Annotated in this window: 23 protein-coding genes and 2 rRNA genes; 21 read left to right on the top strand and 4 right to left on the bottom strand. The window is 36.5% G+C overall.

The window, feature by feature from the left end; all coding sequences use genetic code 11:
• The first annotated feature begins 46 nt into the window (after window positions 1–46).
• Together HND50_13230 and rrf are read left to right on the top strand one after the other, a co-directional pair.
• A 23S ribosomal RNA gene (locus HND50_13230) occupies window positions 47–3,054 on the top strand.
• Window positions 3,055–3,106: 52 nt separating this feature from the next.
• A 5S ribosomal RNA gene (gene rrf / locus HND50_13225) occupies window positions 3,107–3,224 on the top strand.
• 94 nt (window positions 3,225–3,318) lie between these two features.
• Here rrf and HND50_13220 read toward each other — a convergent pair.
• The 4 genes from HND50_13220 to HND50_13205 all read right to left on the bottom strand — a co-directional run bounded on the left by HND50_13220 (window position 3,319) and on the right by HND50_13205 (window position 7,015).
• Complete coding sequence (locus HND50_13220) at window positions 3,319–4,275, bottom strand: SDR family oxidoreductase (GenBank protein NOG46197.1); 957 nt, start codon at window positions 4,273–4,275, stop codon at window positions 3,319–3,321.
• A 117-nt stretch (window positions 4,276–4,392) separates the two neighbouring features.
• Complete coding sequence (locus HND50_13215) at window positions 4,393–5,151, bottom strand: geranylgeranylglyceryl/heptaprenylglyceryl phosphate synthase (protein NOG46196.1); 759 nt, start codon at window positions 5,149–5,151, stop codon at window positions 4,393–4,395.
• A gap of 65 nt (window positions 5,152–5,216) precedes the next feature.
• Entirely contained in the window at window positions 5,217–5,882 is a 666-nt protein-coding gene (locus tag HND50_13210) for a hypothetical protein (GenBank protein ID NOG46195.1), read from the bottom strand.
• Window positions 5,882–7,015 (bottom strand): GNAT family N-acetyltransferase, encoded by a 1,134-nt coding sequence (locus HND50_13205; protein ID NOG46194.1) that lies wholly within the window; start codon window positions 7,013–7,015, stop codon window positions 5,882–5,884. The genes HND50_13210 and HND50_13205 overlap by 1 nt, the downstream gene beginning before the upstream one ends.
• 194 nt (window positions 7,016–7,209) lie before the next feature.
• On the opposite strand from HND50_13205, the gene rplM reads away from it, so the two are divergent.
• From rplM to HND50_13110, 19 genes are all read left to right on the top strand, one after another.
• Window positions 7,210–7,647, top strand: coding sequence for a 50S ribosomal protein L13 (rplM, locus tag HND50_13200; protein NOG46193.1), 438 nt, complete (start codon window positions 7,210–7,212; stop codon window positions 7,645–7,647).
• Window positions 7,648–7,660: 13 nt separating this feature from the next.
• A complete protein-coding gene (rpsI, locus tag HND50_13195) occupies window positions 7,661–8,047 on the top strand; it encodes a 30S ribosomal protein S9 (GenBank protein NOG46192.1) in 387 nt (128 codons plus the stop codon).
• A 134-nt stretch (window positions 8,048–8,181) separates the two neighbouring features.
• Entirely contained in the window at window positions 8,182–8,976 is a 795-nt protein-coding gene (gene rpsB / locus HND50_13190; protein ID NOG46191.1) for a 30S ribosomal protein S2, read from the top strand.
• Window positions 8,977–8,978: 2 nt separating this feature from the next.
• Entirely contained in the window at window positions 8,979–9,575 is a 597-nt protein-coding gene (gene tsf, locus HND50_13185; GenBank protein NOG46190.1) for a translation elongation factor Ts, read from the top strand.
• Window positions 9,575–10,303 carry a UMP kinase gene (locus tag HND50_13180; protein ID NOG46189.1) on the top strand — a complete coding sequence of 243 codons (729 nt, stop codon included), beginning with the start codon at window positions 9,575–9,577 and terminating at the stop codon, window positions 10,301–10,303. The genes tsf and HND50_13180 overlap by 1 nt, the downstream gene beginning before the upstream one ends.
• A 3-nt stretch (window positions 10,304–10,306) precedes the next feature.
• Complete coding sequence (gene frr, locus HND50_13175; GenBank protein NOG46188.1) at window positions 10,307–10,867, top strand: ribosome recycling factor; 561 nt, start codon at window positions 10,307–10,309, stop codon at window positions 10,865–10,867.
• A gap of 282 nt (window positions 10,868–11,149) precedes the next feature.
• On the top strand, window positions 11,150–12,133 hold the full coding sequence (locus HND50_13170) for a sugar transferase (protein ID NOG46187.1): 984 nt from the start codon (window positions 11,150–11,152) through the stop codon (window positions 12,131–12,133).
• 230 nt (window positions 12,134–12,363) lie between these two features.
• Window positions 12,364–13,167: an STAS domain-containing protein gene (locus HND50_13165; GenBank protein ID NOG46186.1), complete on the top strand. Its 804-nt coding sequence runs from the start codon at window positions 12,364–12,366 to the stop codon at window positions 13,165–13,167.
• A gap of 28 nt (window positions 13,168–13,195) precedes the next feature.
• Window positions 13,196–13,897, top strand: coding sequence for a polysaccharide biosynthesis/export family protein (locus tag HND50_13160; GenBank protein ID NOG46185.1), 702 nt, complete (start codon window positions 13,196–13,198; stop codon window positions 13,895–13,897).
• Between the two features lie 12 nt (window positions 13,898–13,909).
• The gene (locus HND50_13155) at window positions 13,910–16,261 is read left to right on the top strand and encodes a polysaccharide biosynthesis tyrosine autokinase (protein ID NOG46184.1); all 2,352 of its coding nucleotides are present in this window, start codon (window positions 13,910–13,912) and stop codon (window positions 16,259–16,261) included.
• Between the two features lie 76 nt (window positions 16,262–16,337).
• The gene (locus HND50_13150; protein NOG46183.1) at window positions 16,338–17,873 is read left to right on the top strand and encodes an AMP-binding protein; all 1,536 of its coding nucleotides are present in this window, start codon (window positions 16,338–16,340) and stop codon (window positions 17,871–17,873) included.
• Between the two features lie 8 nt (window positions 17,874–17,881).
• Window positions 17,882–18,910: a FemAB family PEP-CTERM system-associated protein gene (locus HND50_13145; GenBank protein ID NOG46182.1), complete on the top strand. Its 1,029-nt coding sequence runs from the start codon at window positions 17,882–17,884 to the stop codon at window positions 18,908–18,910.
• Window positions 18,911–18,938: 28 nt separating this feature from the next.
• Window positions 18,939–20,123, top strand: coding sequence for a hypothetical protein (locus HND50_13140; protein NOG46181.1), 1,185 nt, complete (start codon window positions 18,939–18,941; stop codon window positions 20,121–20,123).
• On the top strand, window positions 20,120–20,932 hold the full coding sequence (locus tag HND50_13135) for a metallophosphoesterase family protein (protein NOG46180.1): 813 nt from the start codon (window positions 20,120–20,122) through the stop codon (window positions 20,930–20,932). Before HND50_13140 ends, HND50_13135 begins: the two co-directional genes overlap by 4 nt.
• A 66-nt stretch (window positions 20,933–20,998) precedes the next feature.
• Window positions 20,999–22,144, top strand: a complete 1,146-nt coding sequence (locus HND50_13130; protein NOG46179.1) for a glycosyltransferase family 2 protein — start codon at window positions 20,999–21,001, stop codon at window positions 22,142–22,144.
• A 48-nt stretch (window positions 22,145–22,192) separates the two neighbouring features.
• Window positions 22,193–23,260 carry a hypothetical protein gene (locus HND50_13125; GenBank protein ID NOG46178.1) on the top strand — a complete coding sequence of 356 codons (1,068 nt, stop codon included), beginning with the start codon at window positions 22,193–22,195 and terminating at the stop codon, window positions 23,258–23,260.
• A gap of 33 nt (window positions 23,261–23,293) precedes the next feature.
• Window positions 23,294–23,527, top strand: coding sequence for an acyl carrier protein (locus tag HND50_13120; protein NOG46177.1), 234 nt, complete (start codon window positions 23,294–23,296; stop codon window positions 23,525–23,527).
• 1 nt (window position 23,528) lies between these two features.
• Complete coding sequence (locus HND50_13115; GenBank protein NOG46176.1) at window positions 23,529–24,737, top strand: DUF2088 domain-containing protein; 1,209 nt, start codon at window positions 23,529–23,531, stop codon at window positions 24,735–24,737.
• Between the two features lies 1 nt (window position 24,738).
• Window positions 24,739–26,028 (top strand): hypothetical protein, encoded by a 1,290-nt coding sequence (locus HND50_13110; GenBank protein NOG46175.1) that lies wholly within the window; start codon window positions 24,739–24,741, stop codon window positions 26,026–26,028.
• Window positions 26,029–26,056: the final 28 nt, after the last annotated feature.

Raw genomic sequence — 26,056 nt, 5'->3', positions numbered from 1 at the left:
AGAAAGAATGTATAGAGTTATCATCTATCTTAATTATGTAAATAGATGTAGGTTAAGTTGCTAAGGGCACACGGTGGATGCCTAGGCACAAGAAGGCGATGAAGGACGTGATAAGCTGCGAAAATCTACGGCGAGGTGCACACAACCTTAGACCCGTAGGTGTCCGAATGGGGCAACCCAACCCTGGTAATGCGGGGTTATCCTATTAATAGGAGGCGAACGAAGGGAAGTGAAACATCTAAGTACCTTCAGGAAGAGAAAACGAAGTGATTTCCTTAGTAGCGGCGAGCGAAGCGGAAAGAGCCTAAACCTTGGTGTATTTAAGAGCCTGTAAGCGTTGTACACCTGGTGTAGTGGGGTTCATACTCTAAGATGTTACAGCATCTGGGTGAAGTCAAAAATCTACAAGATAGTCAAAGTGTCTGGAAAGTCACACCGTAGAGGGTGATAGTCCCGTAGGCGAAATTTTGTAGACTTCATGGTATGGAAACCCGAGTACCACGGGACACGAGAAATCTTGTGGGAATCAGCCCGGACCATCGGGTAAGGCTAAATACTCTCTTGTGACCGATAGTGAATTAGTACCGTGAGGGAAAGGTGAAAAGCACCCCGGGAGGGGAGTTAAAAGTACCTGAAACCGTGTGCCTACAATCAGTTGGAGTCTCGGCATGTCCGGGATGACAGCGTGCCTTTTGCATAATGAGCCAGCGAGTTGCTCGTACGTAGCAAGGCTAAGTCTTTCAGAGATGTAACCGTAGCGAAAGCGAGTCTGAACAGGGCGAATTAGTTACGTGCGGCAGACGTGAAGCCAGGTGATCTACCCATGTCCAGGATGAAGCGGCAGTAAGATGTCGTGGAGGTCCGAACCAGGAGATGTTGAAAAATCTTTGGATGAGATGTGGGTAGGGGTGAAAGGCCAATCAAACCTGGAGATAGCTCGTTCTCCCCGAAATAGCTTTAGGGCTAGCCTCGATTGAAAGTGTCACGGAGGTAGAGCACTAATAGGGTTAGGGCCCTCACCAGGGTACCGCCCCCTGTTAAACTCCGAATGCCGTAGACATGTTTATCGGGAGTCAGCGTGTGTGGGATAAGCTTCATACGCGAGAGGGAAACAACCCAGACCGTCGGCTAAGGTCCCCAAGTTACAGTTAAGTGATAAAGGATGTTGAAGTGCTTAGACAACCAGGATGTTGGCTTAGAAGCAGCCACCATTTAAAGAGTGCGTAATAGCTCACTGGTCAAGCGCTTTGGCGCCGATAATTCTCGGGACTAAACTGTACACCGAAGCTGCGGATTTGAACTTTTGGTTCAAGTGGTAGGGGAGCATTCCATTAACCGTTGAAGGTGCATTGTGAAGTGTGCTGGAGGAGATGGAAAAGAGGATGCTGGCATTAGTAGCGATAAAACAGGTGAGAAACCTGTTCGCCGAAAATCTAAGGTTTCCTGAGTAAAGTTAATCTGCTCAGGGTTAGTCGGCCCCTAAGCCGAGGCCGAAAGGCGTAGGTGATGGGAAACGGGTTTAATATTCCCGTACCAGCTTTAATTTGTTTGAGCGATGGGGTGACGCAGGAGTGAAAGGTCAGCCACCTGACGGATGGTGGTTTAAGCATGTAGGAATGGTGTGTAGGCAAATCCGCACACCTTTATTCTGAGGTGCGAATAGGAGTCCCTAGGACATAAACTGACCCTAACCATACTGCCGAGAAAACCCTCTAAGTGAGATTTAAAGCTGACCGTACCGTAAACCGACACAGGTAGATGGGGAGAGAATCCTAAGGCGCTCGAGTGAGTCCTGGTTAAGGAACTCGGCAAAATGACTCCGTAACTTCGGGAGAAGGAGTGCCCAGGCCGGTTAAGAGATTTACTCTCTGAAGCTGGCTCGGGCCGCAGTGACCAGACCCAAGCGACTGTTTACTAAAAACACATGTCTCTGCTAAGTCGTAAGACGATGTATAGGGACTGACACCTGCCCGGTGCCGGAAGGTTAAGGGGATATGTAATTTTCTTCGGAAAAGAAGCATTGAACTGAAGCCCCGGTAAACGGCGGCCGTAACTATAACGGTCCTAAGGTAGCGAAATTCCTTGTCGGGTAAGTTCCGACCTGCACGAATGGTGTAACGATTTGGGTACTGTCTCAACCAGGAGCTCGGCGAAGTTGTGATGCCGGTGAAGACGCCGGCTTCCCGCAACGGGACGGAAAGACCCCGTGAACCTTTACTACAGCTTGATATTGTATTTTAGCTAAGCATGTGTAGGATAGGTGGGAGACTACGAAATGCCAGCGCTAGTTGGTGTGGAGTCGTCCTTGAAATACCACCCTTGCTTAGTTGGACTACTAACCTGCCCGTCTGAATCGGCGGGAGGGACAGTGTCTGGTGGGTAGTTTGACTGGGGCGGTCGCCTCCTAAAGTGTAACGGAGGCTTCCAAAGGTTCCCTCAGCACGGTTGGTAATCGTGCGTAGAGTATAAAGGCATAAGGGAGCTTAACTGCGAGACATACACGTCGAGCAGATGCGAAAGCAGGGCTTAGTGATCCGGCGGTAGTGAATGGAAATGCCGTCGCTCAAAGGATAAAAGGTACTCCGGGGATAACAGGCTTATCACCCCCAAGAGTTCATATCGACGGGGTGGTTTGGCACCTCGATGTCGGCTCATCGCATCCTGGGGCTGGAGAAGGTCCCAAGGGTTTGGCTGTTCGCCAATTAAAGCGGTACGTGAGCTGGGTTTAGAACGTCGTGAGACAGTTCGGTCCCTATCTGTTGCGGGCGTAGGATATTTGAGGGGATCTGCTCTTAGTACGAGAGGACCGGAGTGGACAAACCTCTAGTGTACCAGTTGTCTCGCCAGGGGCATTGCTGGGTAGCTATGTTTGGTGTGGATAAGCACTGAAAGCATCTAAGTGCGAAGCCCAACCCAAGATGAGATATCCCTGTCCGATTTATCGGACCTAAAGGCGCCTTCGAGATTAGGAGGTTGATAGGCTGTAGGTCGAAGTGCAGTAATGTATGAAGCCGAGCAGTACTAATAAGCCGTGAGGCTTAACCTTTTTTATTTATATAGTTTTAAGATAGATGATAACCCTGTACATACTTCTAATATTAAAAATGCTGGTGGTTATAGCGGCGGGGACACACCTCTTCCCATTCCGAACAGAGTAGTTAAGCCCGCCCGCGCTGATGGTACTGCACCTATGGTTGGTGTGGGAGAGTAAGTCACCACCAGTTTTTATTTAAAAAAAAGGCTATCCAAATTATTGGGTAGCCTTTTTTTGTTTTATAACGATATGAACTTTTGAGTTTGTAAAGGTAAGCTGATAAACTATAAACCGAGGATATGTTTATTGGACACAAACCAATCTACAGTTTTCTTTAAACTATCGCCGATTTTATGTTTGCCTTCATAATTAATCATTTCTTTTGCTAATGAAATATCCGCAAGAGAATGTTTAATATCTCCGGGTCGTTCATCTGCATGAACAACGCCTAAATCTTTCCCTAAAAGAGTATTTAGTTCCAATGCCAGTTCATTAAGCGTAATCCTTTCGCCACATGCAATGTTCATTACTTTGCCCGCAGCTTTTTGTGGTGCTTTGCATGCTAAAAGGTTGGCTTCGATTACATTGTCAATATATGTGAAATCCCTGCTGGTTTCTCCATCACCGAAAATGGTTGGTGCTTTATTCATTAATAATGCTTTTACAAATTTTGGGATTACTGCAGAGTAAAATGAGTTTGGGTCCTGGCGACGTCCATATATATTAAAATAGCGAAGGGCAATGGTTTCCAAACCATAAACATTATAAAAGGCTTTACAATAATTTTCACCGGCAAGTTTATTTACAGCATAAGGTGATAATGGCGATGTTGGCATGGTTTCAACTTTTGGTAGTGTTGGAGATTCACCATACGCCGATGAAGAAGCTGCCATCACAAAGCGCTTAACACCTGATTCTTTAGCGGCATAAAGTAAATTTAATGTACCGTTTGTATTAACATCATTACTTTCAAGCGGAGTTTCAACTGATCGCGGTACAGACGGGAGGGCAGCCTGATGTAAAACATAATCTACGTTTTTCATGGCTTCCATTACCGTGTTGAGGTAGCGAATATCACCATTTACTACTTCTATTTGTTCACCATATTCTGCAATGTTTTCTTCTTTTCCAGTAGAAAAGTTATCTATAATTCGTACATTTTCACCGTTTTGTACCAATCGCTCTACTAGGTTTGATCCAATAAATCCTGCACCACCTGTGACTAAATAACGATCACTCATTAATCCTCCTAAAACTCATTCTAATTTTAAATTTACTTGCCTTTTTATCGGTCCAATAATGATTAACTTCAGGGAAAGTGTTGAGATAATAAGAAAAAAATATCTAAAAACTGAAAACTAAAATTTACTCAATGCAGTTGTATGAATTGCAGAGGAAAACTCTTGTAAAATGCTGCTATTATTATTTTTCTCAAAATGGTTACCTATAACTATGATATTAGCACCCGCTAGCACTTTCTGATTAGCTTCATCAGGCGACTTTATACCTCCTCCAACAATTATTGGCAGGCTTATAGAATGAGAAACACCTTTTATCATATCTTCTGGAACACTGTTTTTTGCACCGCTACCAGCTTCTAAATACACAACTTTAAAACCTAAGTATTCTGCAGCAAGTGCATGAGCGATTGCGATATCAACTTTATCATTTGGGATTGGTTTTGTACCGCTCATAAATTCTACAGAAGTGGTTTTTCCAGACTCAATTAACATATAAGCTGTTGAAATAGATTCTATTTTGGATTTTCTAATAACTGGGGCCGCCAATACCTGGTTTCCGATCAAATAATCTGGATTACGACCGCTTATTAAAGATAAATAGAGTAATGCATCTGCGTATTGAGAAAGTTGATTTACATTTCCTGGGAAAATAATAACCGGTATATTTTCTGCATGAGACTTAATTAATTTGATTTTATTATCAAACTCATTGCCATTAAGTAAACTTCCGCCAATAAAAAAAATATCGACACCCGCAGAAATACATCTTTCAATAAAACCTGGAATATTCTCGTTTTCGATTTTATCTGGATCGATTAGAATTACAAAGGCAGCTTTTGCTGAATTTCTTGCTAATTTAAAGTGTTTTATAATCATTCTTATTTCTACCAAATTTTTGTGGTGTGAACTTAGAAAAGTTTGAATGATTGTGCAAAAATAAACTACTCTAAATCACGAATTAAAAACGCAGCTTCAGGTCCATATTGAAATAACAATTCCAAAACTGAAAGAGTGGATATATCATTGGTAATGAGTTGCGGAAAAACACATGTAGATAAGCTTTCATCATTCAGGCTCTGAATATTTAATGATCCATTATCCACGTCTTTTTGAAAATAATAATAGGTTGAAAGGTGTTCATTTTTTTTGGCAAACTTTATTAACTCATCTTCGAGATTGTTTTTAAAATTTAGTTCAGATGTTTTTTTTATTGTGACATTAATTTTCAATCTATCAAGAAAATGACCGGTTAGTTTTAATAAAAAATCTGAAAGGGATGAAACAGGCATTTTTAAAATACTTTCTATTTCAGGAAAGTAATCGTCAAAATAAGGAGCAGTATTGAAAGTATGGTAGATACACTTTAGATGTTTTAAATTCCAATTTTCAATTTGCGCAATTTCTTTTGTATAAATAGCTTTAGCATAGCCATTGTGTTTAACAGGAATACTTAAAACGGGGCCATTCTGTGATATCCTGTTCCTTATAATAGATGACCTTTTCCGGAATTGAACGTGGTCGGCAAATAAAACAGTTTTGCAAGTAAGGAATGGGATAAAATAAGAGGCTTTTGGTAAGTAGACCGGGAGAACTGCCGTAAAACTCATCACTCCTCTTTTCTGATTAATTTTTTAATAATACGTTTTGAGTTAAATAAAAGGCGGTTAAAATGAACATCCATTTTTCCCTTAAAAGAGAGGCCAAACTCCAGTTGATATAAATACCTTTTTGATGCTGTCCACTTTGTTTTATACGACTCATTTCCACGCATGAAATCAAATTCAATATTTTTAATCTCAATTCCATCGGTAATTGCTTTTAAAATTAATTGGTTTCCTAAGGCATATTTTGCATAATCAGGATTAAACCCTGCTTGCATATACATAACACGGTTATTAAAAACATAACAATATAAGCAACCAATTATTTCATCTTTAAATTTTGCAGTATAAAATGCCAATTGTCCTAAACCCAAAAAAGTTTTGGCAATATTTTGATGAAAACGGCCCCGTTTTTCAAAGACAAATTTTGTGTCTTTTTCCTGGTCTGTAAATCGTTGATCATGCAGATCAAATAAAGCCTGGATAGTTGTATCGATTTCATTAGCTTCCGTGATTCTATGGATATCAAGGTCAGGGTCTTTGTTAATTTTATTACGTGTGCGCCTCAATCCTGATTTCATATTTTTTGAAAGATTTTTTAAAAGTTCTTCTTCGCTCTCTGGTAGGTCCATATATGGACAAATCGAAGTTCTTTTTGAAAATGTGGGATAATTACGTTTTTGAATAAACTCATTTTGTATTTTCCATAAAGCTGAGTCTTGAAGAAGATTATTTAAAACAATTTTATCGAAATTATTAAATAGTAGTTTAATTTCCGGCAAATCAAACAAATCAAAAATGAATTCTATGCTGTATTTGTCAGCAATAAGTATATCCAGGTAATCGCTTGACTCGAATTCAGTTCCAGCCAGTTTTAATATATTTAGTTTTCCATTTATGGAACTGATTTTTGTAGAAAAGAAAGGCATTATACAAAATAACTGATCTTTATCATCTCTGATGCAAATGATTTGAAGACTGGATGAGTTTGGAAGTCTTGTTTCATAAGTTGACCACCACTCATTAATCCATTCCCATGAAAGAAAGGGGCTATGTGTATTAATGCTTTGGTTTAATTTGGTCCAATCATCTTTAATCGTTAATAGATCTTCTTTTGATGTATATATTGAAACGTTCATAAATTCCTGAATTAAATTGTTATGTAAAATGTTTAAGAATCACTTTGCTACAGATCGTCTAAAAACGGGCTGAATTTAAATAAATAAATATTTAAAACATAACAAGGAACAAAAATTCCATTCTACAGCTTGACTAACTGTAATAATACAGTTATATTAACTGCTCTTTTAAATGATGACGCTCAGGAGGCGATTTGAAAACATATATTGCTTCTGAAAAAGAAGTAGAAAGTTCAAAAAAATGGTTTGTTATTGATGCAAACGATTTAGTTTTAGGCCGTTTGGCAAGCAAAGTTGCTTTTATTCTTAAAGGCAAGCATAAGCCATCGTACTCACCGCATTATGATGTAGGTGATTTTGTAATTGTTGTAAACGCTGAAAAAGTAAAGCTGACAGGTAAAAAGTTGCTCCAAAAGACTTATTTCCGCCATTCAGGTTTTCCGGGTGGGGAAAAAATTACACCAGTTAAGTTGATGTTACAAAGACATCCTGACAGGGTAATTGAACATGCTGTAAAAGGTATGTTGCCAAAAAATAGTCTTGGAAGGCAAATGATTAAGAAGCTAAAAGTATATGCAGATGATAATCATCCGCATAGTGCGCAACAACCTAAAGAATTAACTTTAAATTAGGATAGGCAAATAGATGGAAGTATATATTGCTGTTGGTCGTAGGAAAGAATCAATCGCCCGTGTAAGAATGGCCCCGGGAAGTGGGAAAATGGTTGTGAATGGAAGTGAATCGCTTGATTATTTTAAGCGTGAAACACTACTCATGGATATCATGCAGCCACTTGAAGTTACAGAAAACACAAGTAACTTTGATTTCACAGTTCGTGTTAGGGGTGGTGGATTATCTGGACAGGCAGGAGCTGTAAGATTAGGGATTGCCCGCACATTAATCCAGTATAGTGAAGACTATCGTTCCAGTTTGAAACAAGCCGGATTCCTTACAAGGGATTCCAGAGAAACTGAACGTAAGAAATATGGTTTAGCTAAAGCACGCAAAAGATTCCAGTTCTCAAAACGTTAGAATTTGAACACCCGGAAATTAGTCCGGAAAAAAATAAAACGCACATCTGTTAAGCGCTTATTGGGTGTCTGCTCAGGCGGATTTTTAAGTGTACAATTAACAGGTGGAGGTATAACCCGAATAAGGAGGAAAATATGCCCGCTGTTTCTTTGGAGCAGTTACTTGCTTCTGGTGCCCACTTTGGTCACCTAACCCGCCGTTGGGATCCTAAAATGAAGCCTTACATCTTCATGCAGAAAAATGGGATTCACATAATCGATTTAAAGAAAACACAATCCAATCTTGAAAACGCTTTGAATGCGTTGCGCCAAATTGTATCAGAGGGATATGAAGTTCTCTTTGTTGGTACAAAAGTTCAGGCAAAAGAGATTATTGATTCTGAAGCTCAAAGATGTGAGCAGTTTTATGTAACACATCGTTGGCTTGGTGGTATGCTTACAAATTTTACAACCATCAAAAAATCAATCAAGCACTATAAAAATCTTGATAAAATGAGCAAAGATGGCACATATGAAAAGATTTCTAAAAAAGAACGCTTGACTATTGACCGCGATAAAGAAAAACTTAACCGCGTACTTTGTGGTATTGAAGATATGAAACGTCTTCCGGGAGCTATCTTTATTGTAGATACTAAAAAAGAGCATATTGCCCTTAAAGAAGCAATTAATATGCGTATTCCTGTTTTTGCAATGGTTGATACAAATTCCGATCCTACTTTAGTAGACTTTCCGATTCCTGCAAATGATGATGCAGCGAAAAGTATCAGTTTAATTATCAGCAAAGTTGCAGATACGATTATTGAAGCAAAACAAAAAGTTCAACAAGAAAAAGCTATAAAGGAAGCTGCTGAGAAAGAGAAAAAAGCAGCGGAAGAAAAGCCGGTTGAACAGGAAAAGAAAAAAGTAAAAAAACCGAATAAGGAGTCTTAACGATGGCAGAGATTACTGCTGCAATGGTTAAAGAGCTGAGAGAAAAAACAGGCGTCGGCATGATGGACTGTAAGAATGCTCTAAAAGAAGCTGATGGTGATTCAGAAAAAGCATCAGATATTTTAAGAAAAAAAGGAATCGCAAAGGCTGCAAAAAGAGCCGGTCGCGAAGCCAAAGAAGGTTTAATTGAAGCGTATATTCATCCGGGAAGTAAATTGGGTGTAATTGTTGAAGTAAACTGTGAAACGGACTTTGTTGCAAATACTGACAACTTTAAAGAATTTGTAAAAAATGTTGCAATGCACGTTGCGGCATCAAATCCTCTTGCTGTTACACGCGAAGAAGTTGATCAGGCCCTTGTTGAAAAAGAAATGGAAATATTTAAAGAACAAGCTAAAGCTGAAGGTAAGCCCGATCATATTATAGAAAAGATATCAGCTGGTAGAATTGAAAAATATTATACAGAAAATGTTTTGTTAAATCAGGCCTATGTGAAGGAACCAGAGAAAACAATTCAGGATTTGCTTAACGAAACAATTTCAAAAGTTGGTGAGAATGTGACATTAAAACGCTTCTCACGATTTCAAATTGGCGAATAATGTCTTCTACCCCTCAAGATTTAAAATACAAAAGGATATTGCTAAAGCTTAGCGGTGAATCATTGGCTGGCTCTAATCAGTCCGGGATTGATCCTGAAACTTTAAAACAATTTGTTTTAGAGGTAAAACAGGTTGTTGATCTTGGTTTACAGGTTGGCGTTGTTATCGGTGGGGGGAATATTTTTAGAGGTCTTTCCAAAAATGCTAAATCAATGGATCGTGTTACTGCAGACCAAATGGGAATGCTTGCTACAATTATCAATTCTCTTGCGCTTAAGGATGCATTTATTAAAGCAGGATTAAGTGCGCATGTGATGACAGCTTCTCAGATGATTGATTTTGCGGAACCATTTGTTAAGTCTGTTGCACTTACGCATTTATCAAATGGGCATGTGGTTATTTTTGGAGGCGGTACCGGAAATCCTTATTTTACAACAGACACAGCTGCAGTTTTAAAAGCAGTAGAAATTGAAGCAGATGTTATTCTTAAAGGAACACGAGTTGATGGCGTTTATGATAGTGATCCTGAACAAAATAAAAATGCTGTAAAGTTTGACAATCTTGATTATATTGAAGTTGTTAACCGAAAATTAAAAGTAATGGATAGTACTGCCATTACTCTTTCTATGGATAATGCATTACCAATTATTGTTTTTAATTTTAATAAGAAAAATAATTTAATGCGTGTCGTTTGTGGTGAAAATATTGGAACAAAAGTACAGGGGTGAGTTATGAGCGCAAAAGATATTATTCGCGATGCCAAAGTTAGAATGGACAAAGCAATTAATGCACTGCATCATGATTTAGCAAAAGTGCGAACCGGAAGAGCAACGCCAGCAATATTGGATTCGGTAATGGTGGATTACTATGGACAAAGTGTTCCAATTAATCAAGCAGCTACAGTTTCCGTTCCCGAGCCTAGACTAATAGTTGTTCAACCTTGGGAAAAATCATTTTTGGCTGCATTTGAAAAAGCCATAATGAAAGCTGATTTAGGATTAAATCCTTCAAATGATGGTGATTTTATTCGTATTCCTATTCCACAGCTTAGTGAAGAACGAAGAAAAGATATGGTTAAACTGGTAAAGCAGTTTGGTGAAAATGGGAAAATTGCTGTAAGAAATATCCGCAGGGATGCAAATGACCATTTAAAGAAAATGGAAAAAAACCACGAGCTCTCAGAAGATGAGTTAAGTGTTGAGCTTGATGAAATAAAAGATATTACTGAAGGCCATGTAAAAAAGATAGAAGAAGTATTGGCTGAAAAGGAAAAAGAACTGTTAGAAATTTAAGTAATCATTTGATTTCTACAGGGCTGAATAAAGTTAAATATTCAGCCTTTTTTTTTGTTTAAAACAAAATATTTGTTCATTCTTATACTTTGAAAAAATAATAATTTAAGATATTAAAAATAATCTCGAAAACGGTTATTTAGAAATATAAAAAAAATACTATATTTTTTGTATTTTTGACCCGCAACACATTTTGTTTTTAGTGTTTATTATTATTATTAGCACAGTTTTTGCAACTAATTGAGTTTTCAATGTTTTTAAAGCAGGAATAAAGGAGTAACCTTGCTTGCTAAAGTAGACGTCAAGGATCATCAATCAACAATTAACACTCTTATCATTGGCTGGAACAATGAAGCCGCTAACCTTTATGACCGGATCCTAAATGCCCCGGCACTTGGTTATAATATAAAGGGATTTATTCGCCCGGCTGGAATGCAGGAAGATAGTTTTTACAAAAACGTTCCTGTTGTTGGTGATATTTCTACTTTGTCCAAAACAATTGAATCTAATTCAATTGATGAAGTACTTATTGTACTTTCTCCAAGTGAGCAACAGTTTCTTACAGAAATACTTTCTGAATGTAAAAAAACAGAAACTGAGTATCGTGTTGTTGCAGACGCCTATGATGCTGCATATAAACATGTAGTCCGAGATGTAATTAAACAAGCCCTAAAACCAGGTGAATTTGGAGTTCGCAGGGTGATTGACTTTTTGGGTTCTTTGTTTATGATAATTTTATTATTCCCTTTATTTATTATTGTTGCTCTTGCTATAAAGATAGAATCGCCAGGTACAATATTTTACTCACAGCAACGATGTGGAAAAGATGGGAAGATATTCCCCGTTTTTAAATTTCGTTCAATGGTTCAAAATGCTGAAAAAATTTCAGGACCTGTATGGGCTCAAAAAAATGATCCAAGGATTACAAAACTTGGTCGTTTCATGCGTAAAACGAGAATTGATGAATTACCACAGCTCATGAATATAATTCGTGGTGACATGAGTTTTATTGGTCCCCGTCCAGAAAGACCTTTTTTTGTTGATTCATTTAAAAAACAAATACCAATGTACATCAATCGTTTAAAAGTGAAACCAGGTGTAACCGGGTTGGCACAGGTAACAGTAGGATATGATGAAACTTTGGAAGATGTAAAGGCAAAGATCAGCGCCGATATAAAATACATTGAGCAAGCTGACTCCTGGAAAATGAATATTTGGGTTTTATGGAAAACAGTTTTCGTTGTATTATTAGGTGAAGGGCAGTAGTATTTTTCTAACTATTAACCATCTGGGAATCTTTCCCAAATTACAAATTTTCCTTATTTAAATTTTGGTCTATTATTCAAATAAAATTAATTAAAATTAATTTTAAGTGAACTTATGGCGATTTTTATGTGCGTTCAAAGAATTGTTAAACAAGTGCCCCATTCAAGTATAGATTCTTTTGTAATTTGTACTTGACGTGGCGAAGCCGTATCAATAATTAAAAAAAGATTATGGAAAAAATTCAAATTGATTCAAAATTCGCTGATAAAAACGGCGAAATAATGATTGTTGAGTTAGGCGGACATGTAGACCAGTCTAACAGTTTTCAATTACAAAAAATGTTTGATGATATAATTGATAGCCGGGTCTTCAAAGTAATTGTAGATTTTAGTTCTCTCCATTATATGAGTAGTGCCGGATGGGGGATTTTTGTTGGTGAAGTTAAGCGCTTCCGTGAGAATGGCGGTGATATCCGCTTGGCAGCAATGAATCCTGAGATAAATGATGTTTATCAAATGTTGGAGTTTTACCACATTCTGGATGATTTCCCAACAGTTGAGGAGGCTGCTGCATCTTTTGAGTCGGATAGCGATGTGCTCGATATAGTTGATGAAAATGAGGGAGCATTGCCAATAGCCAACATGGATTCTCATATTGATCCCGAGTCATCAGAAATTGATATAAAAGATTCAGCTCAGGAAGATATTGATGAAAAATCTCAACAAAAAGAGACCGCAGAAGTAATTGAAATGATCCCCAGTACTTCACCACAAAGCGGTACCGGAAAATATACAGATGAGTTTAACCCAAGCCCTATCAAAACGGATGTTAAATTAGCGGAACTTCCTTTGGCTGAAAAAGTGAAACGTGTAGTATCTGAAAATCCTTTGGTCAGTTCGTGGCAGATTAAAAAAATATTGAAACATGAGCATTTTGGACATACTAAAATAGGTATATTTAAATTACTCAAACTTCTTAAAGAATTAGATTTAAATTCAAGAGAAAAACGGTATCGTTATTACCGTTCATGTTAATCAACTAAATGTTTATTAAGGAATGAATATGAAAAGGTTCCGGTTTGTTTATCCATTAATTTTATTTCTCTTTCTTGTAAATTCCAGCTTATTTGCAAAGTCAAAGGCTTTGTCTGGATATATAATTCAGCCTCAGTCTACAAATAGTAGCACACCTTTTAAAGCCAGCGATGGCATATTGGTTGATGTGTTTCCGGATTCAAATTCTTTTTTAAACCGCGTTTTTCAGATTGACGACCGCGGATATGCTGAGTTTCCCCTGGCAGGAAAAGTAAACGTGGCAAGAATGAGTGAGAAACAACTAATCGATTTTATTAGAAAGACTTATAAAATTTGGATGAAATGGCCAAACGTTTATGTAAAACCAGTTGTTCGGGTAAGCTTATTAGGTGGCTTTACAAAACCCGGATTATATTATGTGGACATTAACAGTTCACTATGGGATATAGTTTTGGAGGCTGGTGGCCCATTAAAAGAAGATGGTGTGTATGAGATGCACTGGCAAAGAAATGAAGATGATGAAACTGAAGATATTACCAAATTATTTGAATCAGGCACGTCTTTAAGAGCTATGGGTTTCAAATCAGGAGATCAAATTTGGACACCTTCGCCAGATGCCAGAACAATTTGGGATACATTCGGTGATATTTTGCCGGTTTTGACTTTTGCTACATCAATTTGGTTAATGTATAATACATATCAGCGTGATCAGATTATATTAGCACGCTAACAAGGAATTAGAATGCAAACTACAGATAAAAAAGCAAAAAATAACAGTCTCAGTGCCTCTGGTGGCTTTGATTTCAAAAAATATATAAGACTTTTTAAACGCAAAAAATGGACAATTCTTGGTTCCTTTATTGTAGTTTTTATTGTTGCCCTTCTTGCTGCGGTGAAGTTTGGCCCGAAGAGAATGTATACAACAGATGCCTTATTGCAATTTGATGATCGTAGCTCTTTGGCTGGTGTTGAGAGCAGAGGGCGTGGCCGGGCACAAAATGACAGTAAACTAGGAATGATGATGAGTAGGACATTCCTTAAAAATGTAATTGAAAAACTGTCTTTGGAGTTTTATGTAAGAGGTGCCAATCGATTTTCTGCTATAGATTCAGTTTCTGTTGATGACGAATATATTGAAGGCCGTTACCGGCTTGAATATTCTGAAGCAGGTTATAAACTGTTTTACACAAGCCCGGATAAATCTGTTGAAAACAAAGTAATATTTGAAGCCGAATCACTAAATAACCATACATTGGCTTATGGTGGTTTCAAAGTATCAGTTAAACCTTCTTTTTTTGAATCAAATCAAAAATTGGAATTTGACCTGGTTCGAAAAGACAGAGCTGTGGTTTCTTTAAGGAACTCGTTGCAACCTAGTTTTAAAAATAGGGATCGTACACTTTTAGATATAAAAATGTCAGGGCCGGACAGGCATCTGGTTAAAGAAACTCTAAACAATTTGATTGATGAATTTGTAACTCAAAATATAAATTTCAAAAAATTTCATACTCGTGAAGTATTAGATATCTTGACAGGCCAATTAAGGGAAGCCAAAGAAGATTTAGATTTTGCAAGTGAAGAACTGAAAAGGTTTCGTCAAAAAAATCCAACTGTTGGTTTGGGTGCAGATGCAGCAGGTGCTCTTACCGGAGTAACAATGATAGAGAGCGAAAAACGCTCTATTGAAGCTAAAAAGAATGAACTTGACGCACTCATAGTTCAATATAATGATGCGAGTGGTGATGACAAATATAATGTACTTAATAAAATTCTTTCATATTTGGGTACACAAGGATCAGCAACAGCTCCGGCTTTATCTGCAGATTTTTCGAAGTACAATACGGAGCGCTTAACCATTGCGGCTCAATATGCTCCCAGCCATCCAACAGTACTTGAGAATAAACGCCAATTAGATAAATTACAAAATGATATTATTTTAACAGCACAGAACCAGTTAAATAGTTTTTCCAGCTCTATTCAAAGGCAAGCAAATAAAATTAATATAGAAAATACAAAGTTACGCAGGTTACCAGCTAAAGAATTAGAATACTTAAATTTACAACGAAAGAGAACGGTTTCTGATAATATTTATTCTTCATTGTTGGTGAGACACAATCAGGCACAAATTTCTGATGCTGTTGAAGTTGGCGACATCATAATTCTTGATAGAGCTGTATTGCCATCTTCCGGCGGCAAGCTTGGTTATTATATGAAATTTATAATGATTGCCCTGATTGCTGGAATAGTTGCAAGCTTTGGGTTTGTACTTCTTGTCGATTTTATGGATAAAACTGTCAGGACTTCTGATGAACTGGAAAAAGTATTACCAATCAGAGTAGTTGCAAAAGTTCCAGTTGTTGGATCAGAAAAGAGTGTTGATCCGGATATTTTTGATAACTCAAAAAGAATTGATCCTAAACTTGTAACTGCAGATTATTCACCCACACCGATGGGAGAAGCCTACAGAAGCTTGAGAACCCAATTGCTTTTTAGCAATGAACAAAAGAAAAGCAGATCAATATTTGTTACGTCTTTAAACCCTGGTGAAGGTAAGTCTTTAAATGCGGGTAACCTGGCAATTACATTTGCCCAGCAAAAAATCCCAACTCTTCTTGTGGATGCTGATTTAAGAAGAGGCGTGCTTCACAATTCATTTGCCTGTAATAAGAAGCCGGGTATATCAGATTTTCTTTATAGCAATGCAGATATCAATGATGAAAATATTCGCAAAGTTATCCAGCAAACACATATTCCAAATTTATATTTAATGAGTAGCGGGATGCCGGTTCCAAACCCTTCTGAAATTTTAGGGTCTCAACGTGGTAAAGATGTAATAAAGTTTTTAACTGAAAGATTTGGATTTGTAATAATTGATACACCTCCGATTATGGTTACAGCAGACTCTGTTGTTATTTCGCAATATGTAGATAACGGCCTGTTTGTGGTACGTGCAGGAAAAACAAATATTGATGAGGCAAAAGAAAAAATCGCAGAGTATGAAGATTTTCAAAATCAACTATTTGGATTAATTTTAAACTGCGCAGAATTGGAAATTAAAAAAGAGAATTACAAATATTCATATTACAATTATTAATATTTTTCTTAAAACACACCTTTAACAGAGGGATTTTTATTTCGGTAGAAATCCCTTTTTTTTACGCAAATTTAAAATGACATTAGTACATACATTATTAGAATCAAGTTTCGACAAAGATGCTGAAAAGCAATCGGTATGGTTTAAAGACAAATGGTATTCTTATCGGGATTTAGAAGAAAGCGCAAACAAAGTTGCTAATTTTTTGATACAAACCGGTATCAAAAAAGGAGATAGGGTTGCAATTCTTTTAGAAAACTCGTTCAATTATATTGTGTCTTATTATGGAATCTTAAAAACAGGGGCTGTTACTGTTGGTTTAAACACAGAGACAACACCATCTTCTATTGAATACCTTCTTGAAAATTCTGGGTCGCGGGTTTTGATTTCTGATAAACCATTTAAAAAATATCTAAACCCAATTAAAGAAACACTGGACAAATTAGAGAGTGTAGTTTTTTTAACAATACCAAATGGATTTGAAGAGAGTAGTAATGTTGTTGAAATAGAAAGTATTTATAAAAACTATCCTGCCCAACGTCCAAATATTAGAATTATTAATATCGATCTTGCAGCAATAGTTTACACGTCCGGCAGTACTGGAGTTCCTAAGGGGGTCACATTAAGCCATTTAAATATCGCAACAAATACAGCATCAATAATTTCATATTTACAGCTTAATGCTCAAGACAGAATAATGGTCGTTTTGCCATTTTACTATATTTATGGGCTTTCGCTGTTGAATACACATATTTCTGTTGGCGGAAGTATTGTTATTGATAATCGTTTTGCTTTCCCAAATGCAGTTTTAGATACAATGGAAAAACAGAAAACCACAGGCTTTGCAGGTGTCCCATCTACCTTTTCAATTTTATTAAATAAGTCTAATTTAAAATCTAAAAATTTTGAATCGCTTCGTTATATAACCCAAGCCGGCGGGGCAATGGCGCCTTCAGTCCAAAAGGATGTTGCAAAAATATTTAATCCGGCCAAACTGTTTGTAATGTATGGGGCAACTGAAGCATCTGCACGACTTTCATATTTAGATCCGGAATTTTTGCCTTATAAATTTGGGTCAATTGGCAAAGCAATTCCAAACGTGGATTTATTTGTAGCCGATGCAGATGGAAATCCTCTTCCACAAGGTTCAAAGGGTGAAATTGTAGCACGTGGTGCAAATATAATGCAGGGTTATTGGAAAGATCAAAATGAAACGGATATGGTCCTTAAAAATGGATTATATTTTACCGGTGATATCGGGCAAGTTGATGAAGATGGTTTTATTTTTATTGTTGGTCGCTCAAAAGATATGATAAAAGTTGGGGCAAACCGCATAAGTGCCAAAGAAATTGAAGAAGCAATTATCGAAAATGAAAATGTTATTGAGGTTGCAGTTATTGGGTTGCCGGATGAGCTTTTAGGTGAAATAATGGATGCCTGCGTTGTATTAAAAAATGAAGATCAGGAATGGCAAGAAAAGCTATTGAAACACACAAAATCAAAACTTCCTTCTTTCAAAGTCCCGGCAATATTTACACGAATGGATAGTCTGCCCAAAAACAGTTCAGGCAAAGTAATGAAAAATAAAATAAAAGAACTGAGAGGATTGTAGACTTCAATATGCAAGTACATTACTTAGATGGCCAGACAGATCAATGGGATGAGTATGTGGAACAGCATGAATGCGGTTCTGTATATCAAAAATCAGAATGGAAAAAAATAATTGAAAACCATTTTGGCAAAAAAACATTTTATATTTATGTACTTGATGATAATCAGATAAAAGGCGTATTACCGCTCATCCTTTTTAAATCAAAACTCTTTGGCACCTTTATCATTTCTGTCCCATATGTAAATTATGGAGGAATGCTTTACTCCGATAAAGAAGCAGAGAAATTGCTAAAAACTGAAGCTGAAAAAATAAGAAAAGAAACGGATGCAAATTTCGTTGAGTTACGCAATTTAACTGATCAACACACTGGCCTTAAAGTTAAAACACAAAAAGTTACTTTTTTTCTAGATCTCCCTGATGATGAAGAGGAGTTATTTAAAAGTTTTAAATCAAAATTACGCAGCCAGATCCGCAGACCATTAAAAGAAGAGATGTATTCTAAAGTAGGCGGGATTGAGTTACTGGATGAATATTATTCAATATTTTGCAGAAACATGAGAGATTTGGGTACTCCTGTTTATAGCAAAAACTTTTTCAAAACAATATTAGAAGAATCTCCAAATAATAGTAACCTGGTGATTGTTTATACAAAAGAGCACAAAGCCGTTGCCTCTGCTTTTATAATTGGTTCGAAAGAACGAATGGAAATTCCATGGGCATCAACATTAAGGGAATATAATCGTTTAAGCCCAAATATGTTATTATACTGGGATATTCTTAGATTTTCGATTTCCAAAGGCTATAAACAATTTGATTTTGGACGCTGCTCTAAAGACAGTGGCACTTACAAATTTAAAAAACAATGGGGTGCGATAGAGCAACAATTATACTGGTATTATCTCCTGCCGGAGGGCGAAGATTTGCCGGAAATAAATCCCAATAATCCTAAATATAAATTGGCCATTTCGCTCTGGCAAAAAATGCCTCTATTTATGACAAAAATAATCGGTCCACATCTGGTAAAAAATTTACCGTAAAAATTAACAGTTAAAAAATTAATAAAATATGACAAAAACCCCAGCTGTAGTTCTTGGTAATTTGATGATGGGCAGGTGCTTTTCGCTTGCAGGAATTCCTTACATTGGGATTACTACTAAAAATGATAAAAGACTTTTTTATTCAAAGTCGTGTATAAAAGGCCTAACCTTACCAAATCCGGCAAAACATCCTGAAAAGACGCTTGAAGGCTTGTTAAAAATTGCAGATGAATATGGCGAAAGACTACCGCTTTTTTATACAAATGATGCACAACTTCAATTAATTTCAGAAAATTATGACCTGTTTAATGAAAAATTCAAAGTGAATCTTCCATCACAAGAAGTAATAAACGCAGGTCTCTACAAGCATATTTTTAATGGTCTTGTAAAAAAATACGATCTGCCAATTCCACCAACTTTCCATCGTGATGAAATTATGGATGGTACTGAGTTGGATTACCCGGTTATTATAAAGCCAACAAGCCGAATTCACTGGTTTAACTCGCAGGTGATTAAAGAAATTGGTTCACAACAAAAAGTATTGCTAATAAATTCTTTAGAAGAATTTGTTTACTATCGTGACAAAATAAATGCTGAAGAAATCGATTATATTATTCAAAAGTATATTCCAGGACCGGAGTCAAATATACTAAGCTACCACAGTTTTTTTGATGAAAATTCTGAGCCACTAACATCATACTGCGGTAGAAAGGTGCGTACTTATCCTTATGATTATGGTTTGAGCTGTTATCTGGCTTTGGTGAAAGATGAGAACGTTATTAGAACAAGCATTGATATGCTTAAAAAGATTGAATTTCGCGGTCCGATAAAAATCGATTATAAGTTAGACGAAGATACGGGTAAAATTTATTTACTTGAGATAAATCCGCGTTATAATATGTGGCACTATCTTGGCGCAAAGTCTGGAATAAACTTACCGGCATTAGCTTATGAGTATCATCTTGGAAATAAAAATATTTCCTGTCCAACAGAATACAGAACAGATATAAAATGGTTAAGTGCATTTCAGGACTTTCAGGTATTCAGAGAAATGAAGGAAAAAAACTTAATTTCTTCTTTGGGGTGGATAAAGTCACTTCAGGGTAAAAAGATATATCAAACCTATGCACCAGATGATTTAAAGCCTGTACTTTATGGATTATTTGAAACATCAAAAGGCGTAATACGGCGTGTACGGAGACTTATTAGTTGAAACACCTCATATTTTCAGACCTTCATGCTAATTTGTACGGTTTAGAAAAAGTTTTAGAGTATGCCTCTTCAAACAATATTAATAAGATTTATTGTTTGGGTGATTTAATTGGATATAACAGTTTTGCCAACGAATGTGTTGATCTTATAAAAAAAAATAATATTAAGTCGATAAAGGGAAATCATGAATGCCTGCTTTTAGGCGAAATATCGATGGATACATGTAAAACTGAGCGAAGCCAAAACGCAATAAACGTTACTCAAAATTTAATAACAAAAGAAAACAGTGCGTTTCTTAAAGACCTTCCTGTTGAGATGAATATTGAAGACTCAATTTGTGTCCATGCCGGTTTTCACTCAATATATGAAACAATAAATACATTTAATAAAGCACAACCTAACTTTAATGTACTTCAGAAACGTGGGCATAAAATCGCATTTTTTGGGCACACACATCGTCCCGGAGTTTATTCAAAAAAAATTGGAACAGAAAATATTGATCAGATTGGCTTTGAAAAAACACTGTTTTTAGATGATCAAAATTTGTATCTGATAAATCCTGGTACATGTGGGGAACCAAGACACGGCTTACCATATAGTTTTATCGTGTATGATGACGAACAAAAAAGCATTGATTTCGAGATATTTCAATTAAGTGCTAATCAAATGGAAAGTGTTAAAAAGAATAACAGAAAGATCTTCGGAACAACAAGTTTTAAAAGATTACCAAACCAAGTAAAAGAAAAATCACGAAAACTGTATTACAAAATTGGCAAAATAAAAGATAATTTTTCAGGAAGATCAATATAATGATTTTTTGTCAGTTATTTTTAATTGCCAACTCAACTGAACTTATATCTATTCTGGAATGAGTATTTGGAACTAATATTTTGGACACTACTTGTCCTTCTCTTTTATATATATGCAGGTTACTACGCCATTAGTTTTATTTTGGCAAAATTATTTAGAAAAAAGTCCAACGAGGATGCTTCACATCTGCCATCGGTAACGCTGGTTATTTCTGCCTATAATGAAGAATCTGTTATAAAGGATAAATTAACCAATTCCCTCGAGATTGATTACCCTGAAGATCATTTTTCCATTGTTGTTGTTTCGGATGCTTCAGATGACCAGACAGATACTTTGGTCACAGATTTTAATCATCCTAATATCCATTTAATGAGAATGGATGAGCGTTTGGGTAAAACTTTTGGTATCAATAAAATTATGCCAAATGTTAAAAGCGAGATTGTAGTTTTTTCTGATGCAAACGCAATCTACAAACCCGATGCAATTAAAGAATTAGTCAAATATTTTAACGATCCAAAAATTGGCTATGTTGTTGGTAATGCACAATATATAAAAGATGGCCAGAGTAAGGCAGGCAAGCAGGAAGATTCCTATTGGTCGATGGAAATCCGCCTAAAGACTTATGAGTCGGAGATAGGATCTGTAGTAGGTGGCGATGGCGCTATTTACGCAATCCGCAAAGAACTTTATAAACCTTTGGAAGCTGATGATATCAACGATTTTGTAAACCCAATCCAAATTATTTTACAAGGTTTTCGTGGCGTATTTAATCCAAAGGCGATTTGTTATGAGCATAGTGCCGATACTTTTGATAAAGAGATTGGTAGAAAGAGACGCATTGTTAACCGCAGTTGGCGTGGATTATTTAAAAATGTTTCAGTCTTAAATCCATTTAAAACAGGTGTACATGCCTGGCAGGTTTTTTCTCATAAATTGTTACGCTGGCTTGGCGGGATTTTTTTGATGGCGTTTTTTATTATCAATTTTATGCTTGTAAATAATGGCTTTTTTTATGAAATCACATTTTATGCACAAATTGTATTGTATTTGTTTGGTCTTATTGGATGGTTGATTGTGGATCGTTTTAAAAACGTGCCTTTTTTTATTACAATACCCTATTATTTTATGCAGGTAAACATCGCTTCATTATTAGGGATTATAGATAATGTTTTAGGAAAAAAATATACAACGTGGCAAACAATTCGAGACTAGTAAAAATGCATTAAGAAATTCAGGACTCATTTAAGGAAGTAAACAGTAATGGGCTATATAGTTAAGGAAGCAGATTTAGTAAAAGAACGTGATATCATGGTTAATATTTTAACCAACAATAGATCTGCTGGTGATTTTGATTATAATAAGCGTTTTGAGTGGATTTACCTGAACAATCCATTTGGCAAAGCAAAAGCATGGATTATCTGGGATGATAAAAAAAATATCCCTGTTGGTTTTACAGGTGTATTTCCTCGCCCGGCCTATGTAAATGGGCAACAATACATGTGTTGGAATTGCGGTGATTTTTCCATTGAAAAAAAATACCGCGCCCTTGGTGTAGCACTAAAATTAAGACGGGCTGCAAAGGATTGTATCGATAATTCCGAACCACCATTTTTATACGCTCATCCAAATGAACGGATGGAAGTGATTCATTTAAAAGTAGGGCATAAAAAGATGGCGCATATGCATCGATATGCCTTGCCGATTAGATTAACACGGCAAGTTCAATCTGTAGTAAAAAATAGTAAATTGGCATTCTTTTTGGCAAAGCCATTTAATCTATTATTATCTTTTAAATACAGGTTTAGCACCTTTTTAGGTTTATCCGGAAAAATGTATCCTGATATACAAGTAAATAATGATCACGATGAACTTTACCGTAAAATGACTGAGGCTTTCCCCGTTGTTGCAGACCGGAGTAATAAATACTTAAACTGGAAGTTCGGCTCAAATCCAAATCAAAAATATCAGCAGTTTGATTTGTTCTACAAAAACCATTTGGTAGGAACAATATTCTTTGTCCATAAAGGAGATGTTGTTCACATTATTGATGTTCTGATTGATGATTTTGACCGCTATTCTTCCCAGTTGTTTAGAATGTTTATTAATTATGTCCGTAAAAGTTTTAGCCGTTCAATTGTATCGCTGTCATTTATACTGGCAGAGTTCAATCCTTTTGTGCGCGATTTAAAAAAGCTAGGCTTTAAGTATCGTTCGGATGCGACATCCGGTGCCATTGCCTACGCAAATGAAGAACAGAATTCTGAATTAGCTGAAACAGTAATGGATGGAAAAAAATGGTTTATGACGGTAGGTGACCGCGATGCATAAAATATTCAGTTTATGAATAAATAGGAGTTTTTGATGGAAGATCAAATTTTAAAGTTTTTATATGATGATAGTTTAAAAGATGAGTTTCAGGATTTGGATCATGATGATTCGTTGTTGGAATTAGGAATTATAGATTCGGTGAAAATGATGCAGCTGATTGATTTCATTGAGAAAACATTTGGGATTACGGTTGACGAAGATGATATGATGCCTGAAAATTTTGACTCAATCAATGCAATAACAGAATATATTGGATCAAAAAAATAACATGCCTTCAATTTCACTTCCATGGGGCGCCTGGTATGGCGATAAATCTAAGGAATTTTCAATCCCCGATGAATGGAGAGTAAAAGAGTACACCCTGGATAGCGAGCAACAGCTTGATGAAAGTGCAATTTTACAACGGCTTTCTAATCTTCCGACGCAATTAGAATCACGCAAACCAAAAACGGCTGTAATTGTTGTCGATGATTTAACACGACCTGTTGAACTTAAAAATTTGCTGCCTCAAATAGTAAACTGTTTTAATAATTATGGGTTAAAAAACAGCCAAATTAAAGTATTGATAGGTTTGGGTTCTCACCATGGTTTAAGTAAGGAGAACCTGGAAAAAAAACTGGGTACTTTTATCGTAGAAAATATTTCATGTATAAATCATGATTCAAACGAAGTTATACCAATTGATGTTATTTGGGGTAAAACTGAAATTAAATTAAATCGCCATTATATGGAATCGGATTTCAAGATTGTTATTAGTGGTTTAACTCCACACAGTTTTGCCGGATTTAGTGGCGGTGCAAAAATGTTATTTCCCGGTTTGGCAGATTTGGATACTTTGGCTAAAACTCATAAATCTGTTTTGATGGGTTTTATGGGAAAACTTGGCAGCATGGAAAATAACAAGTTTCGTGCCACTATAGAACAATTTGTAGAAAAAGCAGGGATCGATTTATTCATCGGCGTAGTTATTAACGCTAATAGGACAATCAGAAATATTTATTGTGGGCATTATGTGGATGCGCACCGTGAAGCAGCGGAAGAAGCACGCGAATATTGTTTAACAAATACTTCAGATAACTCTTACGATGTTATAATTTCTTCAGCATATCCTAAAGACACAGAATTACTACAAGCCGAAAATGGTTTTATCCCATTAAAATCGGCCAAAGAAAATATTCTTAAACCAGGTGGAGTATATATTTTGCTAAGTGCCTGTTCCGAAGGGCTTGGCCATCATGGCTTATTTGGACCCGGTGGAATGTTGTATAGAAAACCGCGCCCATTACGTTTTTTAAAGGAACACAATTTTGTTCTTTTTGCCGAAAATATTTCAAACGAAGATTTTGTAACAGTCTTTAATGAAGATTATCATTTTTTTAGTAATTGGGATAAATTAATGCAGCACGTAAAAGCATTAGTCCCAGCAAACCCCAAAGTTGCTGTTTTTCCTTATGGCAGCATGCAGCTAACAGGATAATATGTCTCCAACCGCAGTCCTCTTTTTAATTGTATTTGCAATCGGTGTATATTTAACATTTAAACATCCCTTTTGGGGCGTAGCATTATACATTTTTGAATGGCATAATCATCCGCCTTATATGTGGTGGGGCGATCCTTTGCCGGATTTAAGATGGTCATTGCTGGTTGCGGTAATTACTCTTGGCAGTTTGATTGTTAACCAGGGAAAGCTCAAGCAGCTAAAAAATCCTAATTACAATCTAATCTGGTGGTTGGTTGGCATGACAGCCTGGATGTATTTTGTGAGTGTCTTTTTTGCAATTGCTCCAAAAGACAGTTTTAAACGTGCAGAAAATTTTCTAAAAATGACCATCCAGATATTTTTAATGATGTACTTGATTCGTGAAGTGGGGCATCATAAAAAAGTAATTTGGACTTTGATTTTTGCTGTGGCAAACTTTGGAAGAGTTGCATGGCAGAGAGGAGGAAACCGTTATCTCGGTGTAATTGCACCAAATGCTACAGAAGAAAACGCTGTTTCTGCCCACGTAGCATCTATCCTTCCTTTTTTTGGTTTGTACTTCTTAACTGGTAAGAGATGGCAAAAAATTGTAACATTTCTTTCCGTACCATTTTTAATAAACCTTATCATCCTGGCAAATTCCCGTGCATCATTTATGGCGGTTGTTACTGTTGCCTTACTTAGTTTTATTTGGATAAAGGGCAAGCTTCGATGGTATGTTTTATTAGCTATAATTGGTGGGATTTTCTTAGTCTTCTACTTAGCGAATGATCAGTTTATTGAGCGGCAAAGCACAATTCAAAACTATGAAGAAGATGGATCTGCAATGAGCCGTATTTATCTTTGGAATGGCGCTATTGAAATGTGGAAAGACCATCCTTTAGGAGCCGGTGGAAAAGCGTATACAAAACTTGTAATGGATTATGTACCTGAGCTTGTTGAAACTATGCAGGAAAAAGGAGCAAAAACTGTTCATAGTACATTTTTCCTGATACTTGTAGAATGGGGGCCGGTCGGTATTTTTGTTTACTTTGGATTCACAATTCATATGCTTTTAATGCTTGGTCGTGTAAGAAAACGATCGCCCCAAAGCCCGGGTTATCATTACTATGTAGATGCAATGGCCGTGCAGATGGGGATAATTGCACTTTTTGTAGCCGGGCTTACACACAACCGTGTTTACTCCGAAGTATATTATTGGTTTGGCGCATTTGCTGTTGTTCTGCGGAATTTGCAAATAGATGAGATACTAACTCCTGACGAAGAAAAAGAAGAGTTGGAAGAATAGTTTTCGTTATCCATCTTTTAATATAAAG

The organism is Calditrichota bacterium (assembly GCA_013112635.1).
In the GTDB taxonomy this organism is placed as follows: Bacteria; Calditrichota; Calditrichia; order Calditrichales; family J004; genus JABFGF01.
This window is presented reverse-complemented; position numbering and strand designations above follow the sequence as displayed.

Excerpts from the sequence above, each read along its gene's own strand:
- HND50_13220 (NOG46197.1), bottom strand. The coding sequence starts at position 4,275 with ATGAGTGATCGTTATTTAGTCACAGGTGGTGCAGGATTTATTGGATCA.
- HND50_13215 (NOG46196.1), bottom strand. The coding sequence starts at position 5,151 with ATGATTATAAAACACTTTAAATTAGCAAGAAATTCAGCAAAAGCTGCC.
- HND50_13210 (NOG46195.1), bottom strand. The coding sequence starts at position 5,882 with ATGAGTTTTACGGCAGTTCTCCCGGTCTACTTACCAAAAGCCTCTTAT.
- HND50_13205 (NOG46194.1), bottom strand. The coding sequence starts at position 7,015 with ATGAACGTTTCAATATATACATCAAAAGAAGATCTATTAACGATTAAA.
- rpsI (NOG46192.1), top strand. The coding sequence starts at position 7,661 with ATGGAAGTATATATTGCTGTTGGTCGTAGGAAAGAATCAATCGCCCGT.
- rpsB (NOG46191.1), top strand. The coding sequence starts at position 8,182 with ATGCCCGCTGTTTCTTTGGAGCAGTTACTTGCTTCTGGTGCCCACTTT.
- tsf (NOG46190.1), top strand. The coding sequence starts at position 8,979 with ATGGCAGAGATTACTGCTGCAATGGTTAAAGAGCTGAGAGAAAAAACA.
- HND50_13180 (NOG46189.1), top strand. The coding sequence starts at position 9,575 with ATGTCTTCTACCCCTCAAGATTTAAAATACAAAAGGATATTGCTAAAG.
- frr (NOG46188.1), top strand. The coding sequence starts at position 10,307 with ATGAGCGCAAAAGATATTATTCGCGATGCCAAAGTTAGAATGGACAAA.
- HND50_13165 (NOG46186.1), top strand. The coding sequence starts at position 12,364 with ATGGAAAAAATTCAAATTGATTCAAAATTCGCTGATAAAAACGGCGAA.
- HND50_13160 (NOG46185.1), top strand. The coding sequence starts at position 13,196 with ATGAAAAGGTTCCGGTTTGTTTATCCATTAATTTTATTTCTCTTTCTT.
- HND50_13155 (NOG46184.1), top strand. The coding sequence starts at position 13,910 with ATGCAAACTACAGATAAAAAAGCAAAAAATAACAGTCTCAGTGCCTCT.
- HND50_13150 (NOG46183.1), top strand. The coding sequence starts at position 16,338 with ATGACATTAGTACATACATTATTAGAATCAAGTTTCGACAAAGATGCT.
- HND50_13145 (NOG46182.1), top strand. The coding sequence starts at position 17,882 with ATGCAAGTACATTACTTAGATGGCCAGACAGATCAATGGGATGAGTAT.
- HND50_13140 (NOG46181.1), top strand. The coding sequence starts at position 18,939 with ATGACAAAAACCCCAGCTGTAGTTCTTGGTAATTTGATGATGGGCAGG.
- HND50_13125 (NOG46178.1), top strand. The coding sequence starts at position 22,193 with ATGGGCTATATAGTTAAGGAAGCAGATTTAGTAAAAGAACGTGATATC.
- HND50_13120 (NOG46177.1), top strand. The coding sequence starts at position 23,294 with ATGGAAGATCAAATTTTAAAGTTTTTATATGATGATAGTTTAAAAGAT.
- HND50_13115 (NOG46176.1), top strand. The coding sequence starts at position 23,529 with ATGCCTTCAATTTCACTTCCATGGGGCGCCTGGTATGGCGATAAATCT.
- HND50_13110 (NOG46175.1), top strand. The coding sequence starts at position 24,739 with ATGTCTCCAACCGCAGTCCTCTTTTTAATTGTATTTGCAATCGGTGTA.